Below are 18,483 nucleotides of genomic sequence, written 5' to 3'. Positions count from 1 at the left end.
GCGATCACTCATCACCACAGATCTGTGCGTCAGACGGGCTCGCTGATCGATGACCGAGCGAGGCAGATGCACAGCCTCTCTACGAAGAGCTGGCGCTCGATTAATGTGATATGGCGCGCTCTAGATCTTTCCTCCCGCGGCAAGCGCCGCGAGATATCCCGAGGCCATTCTCGCCCTCTCCTGACATCTCCAAACAGCAGCCAGTCCCGGCCTGCACGACCTAAAAACCATCACACCAACCCTTCGCCGACAAGAAAACAAAAAGCCCGCCACTTTCGTGGCGGGCTTTTTCGTTCCAACTGCCAAAGCGCAGCGGCTATCCGCTATTAACGCTCCAGGAACGGACGCAGCTTATCGGCGCGGCTCGGGTGCATCAGCTTGCGCATCGCCTTGCTTTCGATCTGGCGAATACGCTCGCGCGTGACGTCGAACTGCTTGCCCACTTCCTCGAGCGTGTGATCCGAGGTCGTGTCGATGCCGTAACGCATGCGCAGCACCTTTGCCTCACGCGGCGACAGCGCCTTGAGCGCTTCGTCGATGGCGGCACGCATGTTCGCGTGGATCGCCGCATCGGCAGGCGAGCTCGACGATGCATCTTCGATCATGTCGCCGAGCGTAGCGTCACCGTCGTCGCCCACCGGGCTTTCGAGCGAAACCGGCTGCTTGGCGATCTTGAGGATGCCACGCACCTTCTCTTCCGTCATGCCCATGCGTGCGGCCAGATCGGCCGGATGCGCTTCCATGCCGGTCTGTTGCAGGATCTCGCGCGAGATGCGGTTCAGCTTGTTGATCGTTTCGATCATGTGCACCGGAACGCGAATCGTGCGTGCCTGGTCGGCGAGCGCGCGCGTCACAGCCTGACGCACCCACCAGGTGGCGTAGGTCGAGAACTTCCAGCCACGGCGGTATTCGAACTTGTCCACCGCCTTCATCAGGCCAATGTTGCCTTCCTGGATCAGGTCGAGGAACTGCATGCCACGGTTCACGTACTTCTTCGCGATCGAGATCACGAGACGCAGGTTGGCCTTGACCATCTCGCCCTTCGCCTGACGCATCTTGGCTTCAGCAGCGGTCATGCGGCGGTTGATCGCCTTGATCTGTTGCAGCGAGAGCGAAGCAGCCGCTTCGATCTCAGCGAGCTTGCGCTGTTCGGACTGGATAGCCGGCAGGCTGCGCTCGATGGCAGGACCGTACTTGCTCGATGCGGCGGCAGCGCGCACGCCCCATTCGAGGTCGGTTTCCTTGCCCGGGAACTGCTCGATGAACGCTTCGCGCGGCATGCCGCAGCGGTCCACAACGATGGCGAGCACATTGCGCTCGATCGCACGGATTGCCGCGACCTGCTCGTGCAGCAGCGAGCACAGACGATCGATCGTGCGGGCCGTGAAACGGAATTGTGCGAGTTCCTTCTGGATATCCGCGCAGATCTGCATTTCCGCGGCCGAAGCGCGCGCGTCGGCGTCCGTCGTGCAGGTCATCTGCTCGAACAGCGTGCGCACGCGGGCGAAGATCGCCAGGCTATCGGCCTTGAGCTGCGCGAGCATGGCTTCGTTGGCCTTGCTGTTGTCGCCGCCGTCGTCGTCTTCGTCGCTGTCGTCGGATTCTTCTTCTTCCGAGGCTTGGGCTTCGATCGCTTCGTCTGCGTCGGCTTCGGGCGCAGCCGCAGCGGGCTCCTGCTCGGGTTCGCCGCTGCCAATGCCGTCGACGAGTTCGTCGATGCGCATTTCTTCGGCGGCGACGCGGTCAGCGTCGGCGAGAATCGTCGCGACGATCGACGGGCAAGCCGCGATCGCCTGGATCATTTCCTGCAGGCCGTCTTCGATGCGCTTGGCGACTTCGATTTCGCCTGCGCGCGTGAGCAGCTCGCTCGAACCCATTTCACGCATATACATGCGAACGGGATCGGTCGTGCGGCCGAATTCCGAATCGACGGTCGACAGGGCGACTTCGACTTCCTCGTCGGCTTCGTCGTCGGCCTGCTGGTCAGCGCGTGCTTCGTCGTTCAGGAGCAGGGTGTCGGCGTCCGGCGCCTGCTCATAGACCTGCACGCCCATGTCGTTAAACGTCGCGACGATGGTTTCCAGCGCGGCCGTCTGCGCGAAGTTATCGGGCAGGTGGTCGTTGATGTCGGCGTGCGTCAAATAACCGCGTTCACGGCCGAGCTTGATCAGCGCCCGCATCTGATGCTGGCGCTTTTCGAGTTGCGAAGAACCGTCCATTTGAGTCGTATCGCCGGTCTTGTCCTTGGATGAACGGCGTGCGGTGCGGGTAGACGACGAGGCCAGCGCGTCTTCCCGGTCATGGCTAGTCAATACATTCTCCTCGAAAGGAATGCCCGGCGAGGGCAAAAAGGGTCACGCGCCAAGCGGCGTGGCGTCCTGGCGATGACGAAATTGCAGGGGTATGGGCGGGGGCGCATGCCGGCCCGCCGAGCGAGCGCCAAACGCACAAGGGCGTGGCGTCCCGGATTTTCGTGCAATGCAGAAAGATCGCGTATGGTAGTGCGTTACGCCACGTGAGGCAACCGGTATCGTCGCGCGGACGCACAGATCGCCCATTGCAGGGTCGAAACGTTCTGGATACGTTGTCTGAATGGCGCCTTTGGGCGCTCCGCGTTTTCTCACGAGCCTGATTTGACTCAACAACCGGCCAATGGTTCGCACGTTTTCCTTCATTGGATAAACGGCCAGGCGGTGCCGCAGCAAAATTGCGTCGAATTGGCGCATGAACGCACGTGGCGCACTGCAACCGCTCCCCATTACGGCGGTTGCGGCGCGCCAATACTCAATTATGAACGTGTCGGCGGCTGTCTGCGTTGACCTCGACATGCGCGCCGGAATATTACGAAGGAAATTCGTCATATTGGGGGAGTGCGTCAGTAATTTCGTGCCACGGCGCTTTCGAGCCGACAAACAAATGCCCTTGCGGGCGGATAGCGGGGGCATCCACGAGGGTCCCCAGCGTCACGTGCACGTAGGCACCCTCACGTACGACCGAATAGAGCAGGGACCCACAGCGTCCACAATGGACGTCATGCGCGGCATCGGGACTTCCATAGATCATCAGCGCCTGCTGGCCCGCTTCGAGGTTCAGATGCGCGTGCTCGATCCCTGCGAACGGTTTGAAGGCCGCTCCGGTCGCCCGCCTGCACTGCGAACAATGGCAATTGAAGGCATAGCGAAATGCGTCCTCGACCCGATAGCGCACGGCGCCGCACAGGCACTGGCCGCGCAGCGACGCACGGGCACTTTCAATCGACTTAGAGTTCATCGGGCGCACAGGCAAGCAAACCAAACGTTACGGGTGGAGCGTGTGAAGCGATCGCTTCTTCTATATATAGACGCCCCCCGAAAAAACGAGGCCTCCGTTGCTCATAGGTTCCCTGTCAAATGCAAAGGTCACCATTTATGGGAGCTTCCTGGCTGCGCAGGGTCGTTTTCTATGCAATGTCGGTGCGACAAGGCACACAGGCAAGCCCGGAAAGCGACTAAACATGCCTTTTTCGCCTTGCTCGCCCTCGCCGCGACGCTTTTCTTCCCAAATCTGGTTACCTCGAGCCTCGCCATCTCCAGCAAGGGCGAGACGCGGTAACCGTTCAGATCGCCTTCACCCGGGTCGCTCCCGCAATTCCTTCAATCCCTTGATGACGACGAGCAGCGCGCGGCCGTGCTCCTCCGAGCCGTCCCACACGTCGACGATGGCATTGCGCAGCAGATCGTTATAGGCCGCCGCTTGCCGCGAAGCGGCCTTCATTCCATAGAAATTGCATAGCTTATTGAATGACGCGCTGCTGCGCAGTCTGCGCCCGTTCGAGAGCCGAAGCCGCGAAACGGTCGGCTGACTCACCCCGGATAGTCGTGCAATTTCGCTGGACGAGCGCGTGTCGGCGGCCAGTCGGCGCAATAGTTCCTGCACGGGAAAATGAGTGTCTGGGGCTTCCATGTCATGCATTATACCTATACAGTAACGCTTATTGAATTGCTCGCCAGAGTTGGCGGGCGCGGCGCATTTCGAGGAAGTCGATGGCACTGAAACACCTACCGCCCACGTTCTGCTGGTCCAGGATCGGATCGGAAACGGGAGAAGATCTCCCGACGATCGTCCTGCGCAAGGAGTGGGAGCGTCGTCTGGGCGGTGGGCGTTTCCTGTTTGGCATTAGCCAGTCGCTCGGCAGCAGTGCCCAGCTCGCCGCGCTACGCATGGGCTCGCTGCTCGCGCTGTTCTCGCCGGCGGCCAGCCGCCCGCGCGTGGCGGACGTCAAGCGCGAGGACGCGTTCGTCTGGAACGCCTGGGTGGATGCGAGCGGTCAGGTGCGGCAGCTGCCGCAACACGTGTTCGTGACGAGCCGCACGCGGCTGCCGTCGGGCCAGCTGCGCGACCATCACTACGCACTGGTGTGCTCATCGCCCACGGAACTGACGCTTGGCAGCAGCCTGCGCGTGCAGCCCGAGAAGCTGCGCAGCGTGAGCACAGGAAAGGCGCCGTGCGCCTCGCAAGGAACACTGGTGGTGGACCGGGCGAGCCAGGCAGCGCGCGCGGGAGCGGAGTTCGGCGTGAAGGGTTACCCGGTGGCGTTCGGCGTGGAGCTCGAAGCGCCGTATTTCGTAAAGCTCGTGCAGCCCACACGCGTCAAGGCGCGCGACATGGCGAAATTGCACGAGAGCGTGCGCAATGCCGATTTCGACACCTACGTCGAACTCACGAAGCGCCTGCGCAGCGAACCCTCGGCCCAGCATGCGCGCGGTGTCACTAGCGATCTGTTCGAGCTGGTCACGAAGGCCCGGGAGCCCGGCAGCGTCCAGACGCATCAGCCGCACCTTCCCGCACGCGAAACCGAATGCGACATGCTGGCCCAGAGCACCCGTCAGCGCTGCGGCGAGCCGCCCGTCATGGCGATTGCCCCGGCGACAGCAGCCGGCGCCACGCGGGAACTGTTTGCATGCGACCTGTTCGACACCATGCCGGCCGATTGCTCGACGCCGGCGCGGCAGGCCCGCGCTCCGCAAGGAGAGCTTCTGCGTGCCGCCCGCACGCCTGCGGCATCGCGCGGGGCGGACTGGACGCAACTAACGATGGAACTGTTCCATGGTGATTCGTACCCGTACCCGCGTCCCCACAAGCGAGGCCGAGGCCGCCCGACGCTTTCTTGAGGCGAGCCGCAACGTCGAGCAGGCTTTTCGCGCCGCACGCTTGCACGATGGCGCGTCGGCGGCGCAAACGCGCCTCGATCTCGCACTCGACGAACTGGCGCGTGCTGAGCAACTGTTCGAAACCATGGCGAAGGTGCAGGGGCGCCAGCGCAACCGTCCTGCCCTGAACACCTGAGCGACGACGGCGCTCGCCCAGCGTTACATCGACCCAACCGGTCGTCCCCCCTCGGCTGCATGCCGATGGAACGCACGGTCTACGCTGAGCCGGTTTAGGCCCGCATTCGCCGATTACTTCTGCGATTCGGGTGTCAGCTCGAGCACCGCCGCCACCAGCGGCCAGCGCGCGGCCGCGTCCTGCCACGCGTCCTGAGCCTGCACATCGTAATAACGCTCTGCATCGACACCCTCGACGAGCCGCGCGAGCGCATCGATGTCGCCGGGCAGCAGCGGACTGCGGCGCGTGCGGCGGCTACCCCAGAGTTTGAGCGCCATTTACTTGCCCTCCACCCAGACGCCGTCCGGCGTATGGATCACATAACCGGTCGGCGTGGTCATCGTCACCGTACCTTCGTTCTCGCCCACCATGCGCGTCTGCGGCAGATTCTGCGCGTACTGTGCGAGCGGCTGCGCGCCCACGGCGAACGGGCTCTTGGCCACCAGATTCGCGAGCAGTTGGGCGAGCGCCAGATAGCTCGTCGGCTGGTCGATCGTCACCGGGCCGCCCGCCTGCTCCGTACCCGCAGGCAGGCCGACGATCTTCACGCCCACCGGCACATGGACGATATGCGGCGTCGGGATTTCGCGCATGCCCGCGATCTGGTTCTCTTCGCCGCGCAGCGCCGCGCCGTGCTCGGGCACGAACACGATCACGGCCTTGCGGCCCGACTGCGCAACCATGTCGATCACCTTGTCCACGTCGCCGAGCAGCGTCTGCAGCCGCACCGGATACGACTCGAGGCTCGTGAGCTTGTTGTTCGGCAGGCGGTTGCCGTCATGCATCGACACGGTGTTGTAGTAGAGCGCGACCGGGCCGCCGCCTGCCGCGATGCGTTGCTTGTACCAGCGCGCGATCACGTCGTAGTCGTCGACCAGATTCGAATTGTCGAACTCCTTCATGAACGGGGGCAGGCCATCGTTCGACGGAATCGTCACGCCCGGCACGCCGATTTCCTTGAGCACGGTGCCGCGAAAATCGTCGAAGCGGCCGTTGTGGTTGAGCAGCGCGTTCGGCGTGAAGCCTGCCTGCGCCAGTTGCGCGAACAGATGGCATTCGGGCGCGGCCGGGTCGTAGAGCGCCTTGTGCGGCTCCTGCCCGCAAGTCGCGCGCAGCACCCGGATCGCCGCCGGGCCGCTATAGCTCGCGCCCGAGCTGAAGTTCTGGAAGAGGTAATCGAAGCGCGAGAACAGCGGGTTATTGCGCGCCTTCACGACATCCATGTCGTCCCACGAGAGCGAACAGATATGCACGACGATGATGTCGAACTGCGCGCTGGTATCGCTCGTGAGCGGCGTGAAGGTCACCCGCCGGCCTTCCTCGTTGGAGCGGAACGCGGCGAGCTGCTGGTCGTAGCCGCCGGCCTGCTCGTTCTTCGGCTCGTTGGCGTTGCGGCCATCGCTATCGCCACCATCGTTGCCGCTCTGGGCCAGCGCACTCGTGGCGTTCGCGACCAGCGTGCCCGCGCCCTGGTAAAGCGGCACCGCGACCAGCGCGACCAGCACGAGCGTCGTCACGCGGATCCAGCGATTGATCAGGAAGTAGAGCAACACCGCCAGCACCGCCGAGACGATCGCCTTGATCGACACGAGACGCCCCATCAGCTCCAGCATGTACGAAGGCGTGAAGGTGAACAGCACGGGAATCTGCGAGATCGCACGGCTGATCGGCGGCCAGCCCGACTCGTGATAGAAGAGCGCGATGCCCGCGAGCACCGCGAGCACGTTGCGCGTGGTGCGCAGCCAGCGCCGGTGCAGCGGCACGAGCAGTGCGACGGCGAACAGGATGTTCAGCAGCCATTCGACCTGGAGCTTCCCGAGCGAGAAGAGGTACAGCTTGGCGGCGAAGTAGAGGTTCCAGAGGCCCATATTGAAGTCGCGTTCCAGCGTGGTTGCAGCGTGAATTCGGTCGCGTTGCGGTGTCGATCGAGCGTCGTCGTGCGCCGTTGAGCTTTATGGCTGGCGGGCCGGCTTGCCGCGCACCGCGCGTCGGCGCGTGAAAATGTTTTCGACCGCGTCGAAGAAGGCATCGGCCAGACGCAGATAACCCTGCCAGCTCAGCATGATCAGCTCGACGAGGCCATTGAGCGGCGCATCGTCGCGCGGCACATCCTCCCATTCGAGCCAGGCGTCGGCGCGCCCGAAGGTGCATTCGACCAGACGCCGCTCGCGCTCGATCGACATTTCCTCGAAGCGAATGCCCAGGCGTCGGTCCGCGAGCCGCGCAACCACAGCGGGGAAGTCGTGCTCGACCGCGCCGCGCGAGAGGCACACGCTCACGCGTTCGCCGGTCTCGAGCTTTTCCAGGCCCGCTTCGACCGGCAGCACGAGACCGAGCCCCCCCATCGAATAGTTCTCGGTCTTGCAGGCGAGCGTGCGGCCATCGGGCAGCGTGAGCATGGCGGGCACGCGCAGCGGAATGCGGTGCGCGACGCGCACCTGGCGCGCTTCCTTGGCCACGCCCACGGCCAGACCGAGCACCGTGAGATTCACGAAGGCCCAGAACAGGTTCATGAACACGGTGGCGGGCTCGTCGCTCTGCCAGATCGTCAGACGCCCGATGCCGGCCAGCACGGCCAGCACGTTGATGCCGAGCAACACGAGATACGGCGTGGAAATGGTCCAGTCGAGGTAATCCTCTTCGATGTGACCGCCCTTGGACGTCACATTGAACTTGCCGAGCTTCGGATTCACCACGGCGATCGTGGTGGGCAGCACGATGTACCACGCCAGCACGCTCTCATAGGCTTCGGCCCAGAACGAGTGCCGGTAGCGCCCCTGGATGCGCGAGTTGGCGATCGCGGCGGTCACGAGATAGGGGAGCACGTAGGCGAGGATCACGGTCGCGGGCGTGTTGATGACGTGCAGTCCGAAATACAGGAACGCGCACGGCATCACGAGGAAGATCAGCCGCGGGATCCCGTAGAAGAAGTGCAGCATGGCGTTGCTGTAGCACATGCGCTGGAAGAACGAGAGCCCTTTGCCGACCCACGGATTGTCGAGCCGGAAGATCTGCGCCATGCCGCGCGCCCAGCGGATACGCTGGCCGATATGGCCCGCGAGGCTTTCGGTGGCGAGACCCGCCGCCTGCACGGTGCGCAGATACGCCGAGGTAAAACCGTGGCGATGCAGGCGCAGCGAGGTATGGGCGTCTTCGGTCACGGTCTCGGTCGCGATTCCGCCGATCGACTCCAGCGGGCCGCGCTTGATGATGGCGCACGAGCCGCAGAAGAACGTGGCGTCCCAGAAGTCGTTGCCGTCCTGGATCAGGCCGTAGAACAGACTGCCTTCGTTCGGCACGCGGTGGAACGTATCGAAATTGCGCTCGAAAGGATCGGGCGAAAAGAAGTGGTGCGGCGTCTGCACCATCGCGCACTTCGGATCGGCGAGGAAGGTGCCCACCGTCGTCTGGAGGAAAGAGCGCGTGGGAATGTGGTCGCAGTCGAAGATCGCGATCAGCTCGCCGTCGGTGAGCTTGAGCGCGTGATTGATGTTGCCCGCCTTCGCGTGCGTGTGCTCCTTGCGGCGGATGTAGCCCACGTTCACCAGCGCGGCGAAGTCGCGGAATTCATCGCGGTCGCCGTCGTCGAGCAGATAGATGCGCAGCTTGTCGCGCGGCCAGTCGATCGTGCTGGCCGCGAACACGGTCGGACGCACCACCGAAAGCGGCTCGTTATAGGTCGGAATGTAGATGTCGACGGTCGGCCAGTCGGCGGGGTTGTCGGGCAGCGGCGAGGGCTTGCGGCGCAGCGGCCAGGCGGTCTGCACATAGCCGAGCATCAGCACGACCCAGGTGTAGAGCTCGGCGGCGAACAGCACGTAGCCGACGATCGCCTCGGCGGGGCTCGTGAGATGCAGCGTCTGGGTCGAGCGCCACCAGACATAGCGCCCCGTCATGATGATCGACAGCATCACCATCAACATGGTGGAGAGCCGTCCCGGCACGCGGCGCGCGAGCATGACCACCAGCCAGACGAGGAAGAACAGCAGCACCTGGTCGCCGAGCGGCAGGGGCGTCGTGCAGATCGTGACGGCGGCGATGAAGGCGAGCCAGAGCAGGCACTGACGCAGGAAGGGCACCCGGTCGAGCGCCTCGGAAAGCTTCTCCAGCCGATGCTGGATGCCTTCCCAGTGAATCGTCGGCAGACGCGCCGACACGGCCGAGGCCGCGCGCCGGCCGCGCCGGTAGAGCGGTTCGAGCTTGCGGTCGAGCCACACGCGCAGCGCGAGCTTGCGCGGATGCGCCTGCTTGTGCACCTCGCGCAGATCGGCGGCCAGCCGGCGGCGCCCACGGCGTGGCCGCAGGAACAGCCGCAGGAGCCACGCGCGCGTGCTGCGGTCGTTGCCAATGTCCAGGCGCCGCACGATGTCGCGGCCGAGCGACGAGAACGCGAGCGCAGGCCAGTCAGGCTTGCCCGGGCGCGGCGGCTGGAAAAAGAGCCGCAGCAGCCACTGGCCGAAGCCGGCGTCGGCGGCCAGACTCAGTTCCGGCGCGCTCACGCGGCGCAGCCCCGTCCAGAGCCCGCTCCAGCCGCGGGCCAGCGGATCGCTCACGTAGTTGGCCCAGAACGTGTGGACCCTGGCGCGGATCATCTTCTGCCTCCCGTCGAGCGGTCGGGCGGCGCGGGCCGCGCGCCCTCGGGCAGATCGCTTTGCAGCTCGGCGAGCGCCCCCGTGGACCAGTGCGAGATCCACGAGGCGATGCCGTTCATGTCGTGCGCGGCCTGCGAGCCCGGCGCGCCACGGCAGAAGTTCGAGCCGCTTGCGAAGGCGTTGGGCACGCCCGTATCGGCGTGCACGAGGTAAGGCAGCATGGCCGCGCCCAGACGCGCGCGCAGCATCGCGATCAGGTCGGTGTGCAACTGGCGGGCGGGCACCACGGCGTTGGCGATGAACGCGGTGCGCTTGCCCGCGCGCACCAGCGCCTCGGTGAAACGCGGCAGCGTCGCGCAGGCCGCCGCATCGGGCGTGAGCACGCCGAGCACGAGGTCGGCTGCTTCGATCGCCTGGCGCGCGTGCGCCGAAGGCCAGGGCGCGGCGTCGATCAGCGCGATCGCGTTCGAGGGCAGATCCACGCGGCCGAGCAGGTCGCGCAGCCAGCGGCGATTGGCGTCGAGGCGCGCGCTGCCGTCGCCGTCATCGTCGGCATCGAAGCCATTGCTCGCCTGGCCGGTCTGCCCGGTTGTGCTGCCCCAGGGCAGCACCAGCACGCCGTCGTCGCTTTCCAGTGCGGCGCTGGCCCAGCCGTCGCCGCTCGCGCCCGGGTCGTACAGATGCGTGATGAGTCCTTCACGGGCGCTTTCGCGCAGGCCGAAGTGCAACGCCAGCACATTGCGCGGATCGCATTCGATGGCGAGCGCCGTGTGCGAGCGCGCGGCCAGCAGGCCCGCGAGCGCGGCGGTGAGCGTCGTGCGGCCCGCGCCGCCCACGGCGGAGACGATCGCGACGGTTTTCATGAGCGAGGCTCCGCGAGAGTGGCCGGAGAGGCGGCAGGAGTGGGCGTAGGCGTCGCCGCGGGCGCGGTCGAGGGGCGGCGCACCACGAGGTCTTTGCGGCGCTTGCCGCGGATCACGAGCGCGTCCAGTTGCGGTGGCAGCTCGAGCGGACGCTGGCGCACCGGCTTGGCCCAGTCGGGCACGAAGCGTCCAATGCGAAAACGCCATGCTAGCCACCAGAGCGGTGCGGCGAGGATCAGCCCCCAGACGAAATAACCGATAAAAATGTCCATGTCAGCGGGTTCCCTGGGCTTTGAGCGGCAGCGGCGCGCGGCGCGGCTCGCCGCGGGTCGCGGCGGCTGGCGGGGCAAGCGGCGTGGGTGCGGCGTCGGCAAGGACCGGCAGCGCAGGCAGGGCCGGTGCGGCTGACGGTGCCGATGGAGTCGCCAGTGGCGCGCTGACGGCGGGCGCTTCCTCGCGCGGCGCGACAGCGGCGGCGGGGTAGGAGGCAATCGACGGCGCGGCGGGCTTGATGGCCGCATCGACGGTGGCGTGCGCCGCGACGTGCGCCTGCGCTTCCTGCAGCGCATTGAGTGCGAGCCAGCCCGAGTAATCGGGCGGCGTATGCGCGTCGATCTCGTCGGTGAGCGATTCCAGCAGCGCGCCAATCGAGTTCGCGTCGCCACAGCGCTGCTCGCCCTGGAACAGCTCGGCGAGCGGGCGCTGGAATACGCGCTGGCAGACCGCGTCCGCGTCGCCCAGGCGGCAGGCGAAAAAGAACACATACAGGCTGTCGCCGGCCGCGGTCATGATGTCGCCCGCGCGCCGCTGATGGCAGGCCTTGAGCGCGTCCACGTGGGCCACTTCGGGCATCAGCGCGAGACGGATCAGCACGCTCGGCAACTGGATCACCCGGCTGCGTTCGACGGCCGCGCGCACCAGCTCGACGAAGTGCGTGGCGCCCACGTAACCGCTTTCCTCGCCGTGCATCACGCCGGCCAGCGCCTGGCGGTAATCGGCGGGCAAGGGCCGCGAGAACACCTGGCCTTGCAGGCTTTCGACGATGGCCTCGAGCTGCGCAAGCGTCGTATGGCGCGGCACCACGCGGTTCGCGCCGAGGTTGAGCATGAGCGACTCGTAGCGCATCGCCACGGCTTCCTCGCGCACGATGATCTTGAGTGCGTTGCCTGATTGCAGGCGCAGCGTGTGCACCTGCTCGGCGAGCGATTCAAGCTCGCGGCTCGCGCCGAAATCGAGCACCACCGTCGCCGCGACGGCCGTGCGCGCGGCGGCGAGCGCCGTTTCGTTGTCGTCGACCACCTGCCAGGCGGCTGGCAGCACACGCTCGTTGAGCACGGAGTCGCGCGAGATGATCACGCGGCCTTCATCGGGCGCGAGCAGGCCCGCCTCGCCGATCGAATGCTCGAACGTGCCGCCCGAGACCGTCAGCCGATGATCGAGCGCCGCGAAGCGCAGCGGCAGCGACTGACTGCCGAGCACCGCGTCGCCCGAGCGCCAGAACGCCACTTCCCAATGGAACTGGCCTTGCGTCTGCAGCAGTTGCGCCGCTCCCGCGAAGCGCGCCTGGAACGCGGCCAGTTCGGGATGCGCGTTGTCGTCGCCCAGACCGGGCGGTTCGGCCACCAGCAGCACGCCGTAGCGATGCTGCACGCACCAGTTGGCGAGTTGCGCGCCCTGGCGCGCGAGCGTGGCGGGGTCCTGCCAGGCGAAAAAGGCTTCGGCGCCTTCGATATAGAACTGGCTCGCGGGGGCGGCGCACTGATTGGCGAGCGCATCCAGCGCTTCGATCAGCACCTGGGCGCCGTCGCGGCCGGCAAGCGGCGTGAGCGAGCAGACATTGGCCCAATGGTGAGTGGCGTCGCGCCGGTCGATGTCGATGCCGTGATCGCGCAGGGTCGCGGCGATGCTCGCGGCGTCGCGCGTGGACAGCACCGTGGCTGGGCCTTCGAGCGCGGCGGCGGCGGTTTCCCAGAACAGCGTGTCGCGTGCGGGCGAAGCGTTGGCGTAGACGATGTGGACCTGGCCCACGCCGAGCGCGGCGAGCGCGGGCGGCAGGCCGTCGATCGCGAGCGGCTCGCGTTGCGAAGTGCGCGCGAGCAGCGACGCGCGCGGCTCGCGGCTCGCGCCGGCGGGCGGCGCGGACTGTGCCTTTCGAGAGGCGGAATCGCGGGCGGGCTGGTTCATCGTGTCACTCGGGTCGTGGGGCAATCCGCAAGTGGGGCCATCGAGGGTGCGCTGCGTCCCGGCGTGCGTGCCAGGATCACAGCGGTGTCAGGCAACGTGTTGTCCGTCGAAGTCTTCATACGATGCCTCAATATTCCGAGTATGGCCTGACCGGCGTCGGTGGGTAAGGCACCGGGCCATGCTGCGGCGAGAAGAAGTAGCGCAGATACAGCAGACCCACGTTCGGCGCGTAGTCGCGCGAGCGGTCGAGCCGGAAGCGCCCGCCCACCGTGAAGTGCGGCGTCACGCGATATTCGAGCGCGGCTTCCACGGCGTAGCTGAAGCCGCCGCCCGAACCGCCGCCGAAATACGGCGAGCCAAGGCCGTTGGCGGCCATGTAGGCGGCGGCCTGCGACTGCAGGCTCGCGTTGGTCGGGAAATACGGCGAGCGGTCCTCGTTCGTAAACGACATGCCGACCGAACCGTCGATCTCCCACGAGAGCTTGTTGTAGCGCCCGGTCCAGTCGATCGGAATGCCGAACGACAGATAGCTCTGCGGACTGTAGTAACCGCCGTTGCCGAACGTGTAGAAGTGCTCGTTCTTCGAGTACTTCCAGAAGTTGATCGTGAGACCGCTCGACACGGTCTGGTCGGGCCGCTTCCAGACCGTCAGGTCGTAGCCGCTGCGCACGCGCAGTTCCTGGTTGGTCTGCACGTTGGAGCCGGTCAGCAGGCCGAGACCCACGCTCGTAAATATCGTGCCGGGCCCGAGATCCTGCGCGCCGCGCACGGTGACGCTGTTGCGCACCACGCCGCCCCAGGTCTCGCCCGTGACGGGGTCTCGCCCGCCCGCATAGGACACGAGGCTGCTCGTCATGGCCCGGCGGGACACGTCGACCGACAGCGAGGCGTGCGGGAAGTCGTAGCGATACAGCAGGCCGCCCAGCACGCTCGTGATCGGGAAGCCGATTGGCGTGGTGCCGATATCGGCGCGCCAGTTGGTGTTCGCGCGGTTGTACTCGTAGCCGGCCGCGAGCGCCACGCCCGTCGCCGTCTCGTTGATCGGGTTCAGCCCCGCGTTGCCGAGCGCAGCGATCTTGCCGTACTGGTACGCGTTCTGGAGATCGTTGGCGGGCAGCGTGCCGGCGTTCAGATAGACCGTATCGGCGTGGAAGAAATAGTGGCCCGTGTAGCCGTCCGGAATGCGCACGTAGAGCGGGATTTCGGTGGCGTGCAGTTCCGAAATGCCGGGGTCGCCCGAGAGATTCGACTGATACCACTCGGTGGCGATCTGCCCTTGCTTGCGGTCCTCCAGCCCTTGCAGCGCGCGGCCCGCCGAGGTTAAACCGTCGCTCGGGTCCGCTTGCGCGCCTTCCGCCTGCTCCTGCACGAGCGAGGTCTTGTAGAGGCTGGCGGCGTCGTTGTAGTCGCCACGCGACTGCGCCACGCGCCCGGCCTGGGTCGTGATGTCGGATCGATCCGGGTAGAGCGCGCGCAGCGGATCGACCACGTCCTGCGCTTCCTGATTGAGCCCCTGCGCGGTGAAGCGCCGCGCGATCGCGAGGCGCGTGTCCACGTCGTCCTCGGGCGTGTCGGCCAGCACGTCGCGCACCATCTGCGCGGCCTCGCGGCTACGTCCCATGCGCTCGTACATGCGCGCGACCGTCAGGCGCGCGTCGGCGTCGTTGGGCTGGGTCGCCAGCACCTTCTGGGCCGCTGCCATCGCGCCCTTGTAATCGCCCCTGGCCTCCAGCAGATCGGCTTCTTCGAGCAGCCAGCGGCGGTTCGACTTGAGCCGGTCAGGCACGGCGTCGAGCGTGCGCTGCGCGCTGCGCAAATCGCCCGCTTCGATCTGGCGGTCGGTCGCGCGCACGGCGAGGCGCAATTCCTGGTCGTCGAGATCGGCGCGCTGCTCGTCCGTGATGCCGGGCCGCGCACGCGTCGCGTCGATCCATTTGGCCCAATCGTCTTCGCGGTTGGCCGCGCCCAGCAACTCGCCGTAACGCACCCGCACGCTGTTCGCGTCGGGGTCGTCCGGATGGGCTGCGAGCCAGTCCTGCACCAGCTTGAGCCCCTTGTCGGTCTCGCCGATGGCGATCCATTCGCGTCCAACCGTCGCAAGCATCTGCGGATCGTTGGCCGCCGTGGCGCTGGCGGCCGCCGAGTCGAGCATGGCGCGCGCCTCGTCCTCCTTGCCCTGCGCGATGAGCTGGCGGGCCTGGGCGAGCTGCTTCTGGGCCTTGAGATTGCCGATCAACTCGCGCATGCCGTCGCTGCGTTCGGCAACCGGAATCGCCTCGAGCTGGGCGCTCGCACCATCCACGTCGTCCACCGAATTCAGATAGAGCGCCGTGGCGTAACGCATGTCGGGCGCCTGCGAGACCTTCAGCCCGTCCTCCATCACCTGGCGGCCGAGCGCGGGCAGACCCAGATCGCGGTACTGGCGCGCGAGCGTGAAGCGCGTCCAGGCGTCGTCGGGCGTGAGGCGCACGGCTTCTTCGAGCTTCGCGATAGCCGGGCTCTTGCGGTTTTCGGCCAGCAACTGATCGGCCTGGATCGACAGCAGTTCGGCGCGCAGACGCTTGAGTTCCACGTCCGAGCCCGACAGACGCGGCGCCGTGGCCGTGATGAGCGGGCCGATTTCGTTGTCGCGATGGGTTTCGCGCAACACCGTCACGAGGCTGCGCAAGGCGTCCATGTCGGGCTGCTTCGCCTCGACGAGCGGGCGCAGCACGGCTTCCGCCTCGCTCCACTTCTTCTGCGCGATGAGCGAATCGGCGAGGATGCGCGTGGCGTCGCTATTGCCCGGATCGAGCTTGAGCGCCTGGCGGGCGAGCGTTTCGCCTTCTTCCGGCTTGCCCTGCGAATTGGCCGCGCGCGCCCGTCCGATGGTGCCCCAGATGGCCGCCGTCTTTTCGAGGCTGCGCCATTTGCCGGCGTTGTCGGGGTCGAGCTTGAGCGCGCGCGCGAACAGCTCGCGCGCCTCGTCCTGGCGACCTTCGCGCATGCGCACGAGGCCGAGCGCGCCGAGCGTCTCGCCGTCGTTCGGGTTGGCGCGCTGCGCGGTTTGCAGCGACGCTTCGGCATCCTTGAGGTCGCCGCGCTGGAGTTGCGCGACACCGCGATCGCGCGCCGCGGCACCCGGGCCGGCCGGGCGCGCGCGGGTCTGGCCCGAGCCGCCGGAACCGCCACCGCTGCTGCTGCTCGACGCCACGTTGTAAGGCTTGCCGCTCGCCGCCGCCGCGTTGGCTTGCGCCACGCCCGTCGGCCCGATCTTCTTCGCGAGATCCGCGACCGTCTGCCGGGTGTCGGCATCGTCGGGCACTTCCTGCAGATAACGCAGATACCAGACGTAGTAGGCCGGATCGTCGCGACCTGCGCTGGCGAGCGCGCGCCGCCAGAGTTCGAGCGCTTCGGCGCGGTTGCTGCCCTGGCGTTGATACACGCCGTAGATCAGGTTCAACCCTTCCATGCGCGTGCTGGCGCGGTCGGTGAGCAGGTCGCCGAGCACCAGCGCGGCGGTGACATCGTTGGGATTGCGGTTCAGGCGCGCGCGCAACTCATTGATCACCTGCACCCGGCCCGCATCCGTGCCCGCGAGGATGCGGTAGTAATCACGCACGAGATCGCCCCGCGGCGGCCCGTTCGGGAACAGCTTCTTCAGGCGTGCGACCGCCTCGTCAGACTTGCCCGAACTCGACAGCAGACGGATCTGCGCAAGCTCGTTCTTGTCGGTGGTGGCGATGCGGTAGGCGTCGGACAGCTCCTGGGTCGCGGGTGCATCCGGCGCGATTTTTTTCAGTTGCGCGAGGACTTTCGCGGCTTCGGCCGGCCGGTTCATGCGCAGCTCGATCTCGCCCTTGAGGGCGAGCGTTTCGGGCTGCTGCGGATCGATCAGCAATGCCTTCTGCACGAGGCCCTGCGCGACGTCGGGCCGGTTCTTCCCCATCCACATGCGCGCCGCCGACAGCAACTGCGCGGCCTGTGCCGAGGGCGCGGCGGCATTGGCGGCGGGCTGTGGCGAGTTCTGCGCGCTCGGCACCAGCGGCGCGTTGTTCGATTGCGCGCGCGCGACGAACGGCGACGCCGCGATCAGCAGCGCGAGCAGCGACGACAGGCGCGGCGTGGCGCGAGCGGCACGCAGGGTGCGCGTGGCCCGCCGGGTGCCGGGCGCGCAGGCGAGAGCGGTCAGCGCGGTGCCGGGCATCGGGTCGTCCATGCGGGCGCGACGCGGCCTTGCGCGTCGAAGTGATAAAGGCCTTGCAGGTAGCCGAGGCCGAACAGCATCAGCACGCTGCTGTAGTAGCCGGGCGGCGATTTTTGCGCGAGCGTGCGGCTGCGCGCGACCTGCGCATCGGCGAGATCGGTGCGGCCGAGCGCTGAGAGATACGGCGCGACTGCCGCGGAGAATCCGCCGTTGCCTTCGTTCGCGCCCGGCGTGCCGGTCTGCGTATCGACGCGCTCGGGCGGAAAGCCGTGCGCGGCCACGAAGCCGGAAAGCGGCGTGAAAGTCGCGAGCGTCGTGCTGCGCAGCGGATCGTCATAGGCGAGCATGCCCGCCCACAGATACACGCGGATGGCGTTGTAGGCGCTTTCGGCGTGCGTCGGCGCGTCGGGGCCGAAGCCGCCCTTGCCGCCGCTCTTCGCGCCGTCCTTGCCGCGATAGACGACCCAGTCCGGCGAGAAACCATGCGGCGCCGTGTCGTTGACGAGCTTCGTCGAACTGTCGAGCATTGCCTTCCACTCGCTCGACTGCGGCAGCGCGAGCGCGAAGCGGCGCATCACCTGCAACGGCACATAGCTAGGGTTCAGACGCCACGTGTCCTTGTCGAGCTTGAAGCCCATCGGCCCCGGCAGCACCGTGCGGCCGAGACCCGGCAGCGTGGCGGTCTCGCTGTGCACGATGTTGCGCGCCATTACCGTGCCGAGCGCGGTATAGCGGCGCACGTTCCAGAGGCGGCCCGCTTCGAGCAGCGTGTAGGCGATCCAGAGATCGGCGTCGCTTGCGGAGTTCGAATCGATCACGCCCCACGTGCCTTTCTGCGCGTCAACAGCAGAGGCCGCAGAAGCCGCCGACGCGCCGGAAGCCGCCACCGGCGCGCCTTTCTCGTCGATGTCGGTGCGCCCCCAGATCCACGCGGGCAGATGCGCCGTCAGATCGCCCTGGGCGAGATTGTTCTCGGTCCACTGAAGGATCTTGTCGAAGGCTGCGCGGTCGTTCGCGACGAGCGCGAAGAAGAGCGCATACGACTGGCCTTCGGAGACCGTGATCTGGCGCGGCGTGCTGGCGTCGATCACGCGGCCGTCGGCGGACAGCAGGTCGCGCTTGAACGTGGTCCAGTCGGACCACGCGCAGGCGGCAGGCGTGGCCGCGGCGGCCGCGGTGGACGCGGCCGGTGCCGCAGCCGCAGCCTGCGCCGCGCCCGCATACGCGAGCGGTGCGAACGCACAGGCGCCAGCCGCGAGCCAGCGCGCGAGGCGGGACGATCCCGGCTGCATGG

12 protein-coding genes and 1 pseudogene are annotated in these 18,483 nt (G+C 66.8%); 2 read left to right on the top strand and 11 right to left on the bottom strand.

The annotated features are described in order from the left end of the window. Positions 1-326: 326 nt before the first annotated feature. From rpoD to U5782_RS15280, 3 genes are all read right to left on the bottom strand, one after another. Positions 327-2,312: an RNA polymerase sigma factor RpoD gene (gene rpoD, locus U5782_RS15290; RefSeq protein ID WP_322044662.1), complete on the bottom strand. Its 1,986-nt coding sequence runs from the start codon at positions 2,310-2,312 to the stop codon at positions 327-329. A gap of 529 nt (positions 2,313-2,841) precedes the next feature. After that, on the bottom strand, positions 2,842-3,270 hold the full coding sequence (locus U5782_RS15285; protein WP_322044686.1) for a GFA family protein: 429 nt from the start codon (positions 3,268-3,270) through the stop codon (positions 2,842-2,844). A gap of 336 nt (positions 3,271-3,606) precedes the next feature. After that, positions 3,607-3,942, bottom strand: coding sequence for an XRE family transcriptional regulator (locus tag U5782_RS15280; protein ID WP_322044685.1), 336 nt, complete (start codon positions 3,940-3,942; stop codon positions 3,607-3,609). Positions 3,943-4,022: 80 nt separating this feature from the next. Between U5782_RS15280 and U5782_RS15275 the strand changes: the two are divergent. Further along, positions 4,023-4,769 (top strand): annotated as a pseudogene (locus U5782_RS15275) (hypothetical protein); the annotation flags it as partial. Between the two features lie 316 nt (positions 4,770-5,085). Next, positions 5,086-5,325, top strand: a complete 240-nt coding sequence (locus U5782_RS15270) for a hypothetical protein (protein WP_322044661.1) — start codon at positions 5,086-5,088, stop codon at positions 5,323-5,325. A 113-nt stretch (positions 5,326-5,438) separates the two neighbouring features. Here U5782_RS15270 and bcsR read toward each other — a convergent pair whose 3' ends face one another. The 8 genes from bcsR to bcsZ form a co-directional block, all read right to left on the bottom strand. After that, complete coding sequence (gene bcsR, locus U5782_RS15265; protein ID WP_322044660.1) at positions 5,439-5,642, bottom strand: BcsR/BcsP family cellulose biosynthesis protein; 204 nt, start codon at positions 5,640-5,642, stop codon at positions 5,439-5,441. Next, entirely contained in the window at positions 5,643-7,232 is a 1,590-nt protein-coding gene (bcsG, locus tag U5782_RS15260) for a cellulose biosynthesis protein BcsG (protein WP_322044659.1), read from the bottom strand. It lies immediately after the preceding gene. 84 nt (positions 7,233-7,316) lie between these two features. Beyond that, positions 7,317-9,956 carry a UDP-forming cellulose synthase catalytic subunit gene (gene bcsA, locus U5782_RS15255; protein ID WP_322044658.1) on the bottom strand — a complete coding sequence of 880 codons (2,640 nt, stop codon included), beginning with the start codon at positions 9,954-9,956 and terminating at the stop codon, positions 7,317-7,319. Further along, positions 9,953-10,819 (bottom strand): cellulose biosynthesis protein BcsQ, encoded by an 867-nt coding sequence (bcsQ, locus tag U5782_RS15250; RefSeq protein ID WP_322044657.1) that lies wholly within the window; start codon positions 10,817-10,819, stop codon positions 9,953-9,955. Before bcsQ ends, bcsA begins: the two co-directional genes overlap by 4 nt. Continuing rightward, entirely contained in the window at positions 10,816-11,091 is a 276-nt protein-coding gene (locus U5782_RS15245; protein WP_322044656.1) for a hypothetical protein, read from the bottom strand. Before U5782_RS15245 ends, bcsQ begins: the two co-directional genes overlap by 4 nt. Position 11,092: 1 nt before the next feature. Further along, positions 11,093-13,003 (bottom strand): cellulose biosynthesis protein BcsE, encoded by a 1,911-nt coding sequence (gene bcsE, locus U5782_RS15240; RefSeq protein ID WP_322044655.1) that lies wholly within the window; start codon positions 13,001-13,003, stop codon positions 11,093-11,095. A gap of 127 nt (positions 13,004-13,130) precedes the next feature. Continuing rightward, on the bottom strand, positions 13,131-17,201 hold the full coding sequence (locus U5782_RS15235; protein ID WP_322044654.1) for a cellulose synthase subunit BcsC-related outer membrane protein: 4,071 nt from the start codon (positions 17,199-17,201) through the stop codon (positions 13,131-13,133). Next, on the bottom strand, positions 17,171-18,481 hold the full coding sequence (gene bcsZ / locus U5782_RS15230) for a cellulose synthase complex periplasmic endoglucanase BcsZ (protein WP_322044653.1): 1,311 nt from the start codon (positions 18,479-18,481) through the stop codon (positions 17,171-17,173). Before bcsZ ends, U5782_RS15235 begins: the two co-directional genes overlap by 31 nt. Between the last annotated feature and the right edge of the window lie 2 nt (positions 18,482-18,483).

The sequence above is a fragment of the Paraburkholderia sp. J67 genome (genome assembly GCF_905220265.1).
Classification (GTDB): domain Bacteria; phylum Pseudomonadota; class Gammaproteobacteria; order Burkholderiales; family Burkholderiaceae; genus Paraburkholderia.
Note: the sequence above shows the minus strand (reverse complement) of the source record. Positions and strands in the feature narration are given on the sequence as shown.

Coding starts and splice junctions, on each gene's coding strand:
- U5782_RS15285 (WP_322044686.1), bottom strand. CDS start 3,270: ATGAACTCTAAGTCGATTGAAAGTGCCCGTGCGTCGCTGCGCGGCCAG.
- U5782_RS15280 (WP_322044685.1), bottom strand. CDS start 3,942: ATGGAAGCCCCAGACACTCATTTTCCCGTGCAGGAACTATTGCGCCGA.
- U5782_RS15270 (WP_322044661.1), top strand. CDS start 5,086: ATGGTGATTCGTACCCGTACCCGCGTCCCCACAAGCGAGGCCGAGGCC.
- bcsR (WP_322044660.1), bottom strand. CDS start 5,642: ATGGCGCTCAAACTCTGGGGTAGCCGCCGCACGCGCCGCAGTCCGCTG.
- bcsG (WP_322044659.1), bottom strand. CDS start 7,232: ATGGGCCTCTGGAACCTCTACTTCGCCGCCAAGCTGTACCTCTTCTCG.
- bcsA (WP_322044658.1), bottom strand. CDS start 9,956: ATGATCCGCGCCAGGGTCCACACGTTCTGGGCCAACTACGTGAGCGAT.
- bcsQ (WP_322044657.1), bottom strand. CDS start 10,819: ATGAAAACCGTCGCGATCGTCTCCGCCGTGGGCGGCGCGGGCCGCACG.
- U5782_RS15245 (WP_322044656.1), bottom strand. CDS start 11,091: ATGGACATTTTTATCGGTTATTTCGTCTGGGGGCTGATCCTCGCCGCA.
- bcsE (WP_322044655.1), bottom strand. CDS start 13,003: ATGAACCAGCCCGCCCGCGATTCCGCCTCTCGAAAGGCACAGTCCGCG.
- U5782_RS15235 (WP_322044654.1), bottom strand. CDS start 17,201: ATGGACGACCCGATGCCCGGCACCGCGCTGACCGCTCTCGCCTGCGCG.
- bcsZ (WP_322044653.1), bottom strand. CDS start 18,481: ATGCAGCCGGGATCGTCCCGCCTCGCGCGCTGGCTCGCGGCTGGCGCC.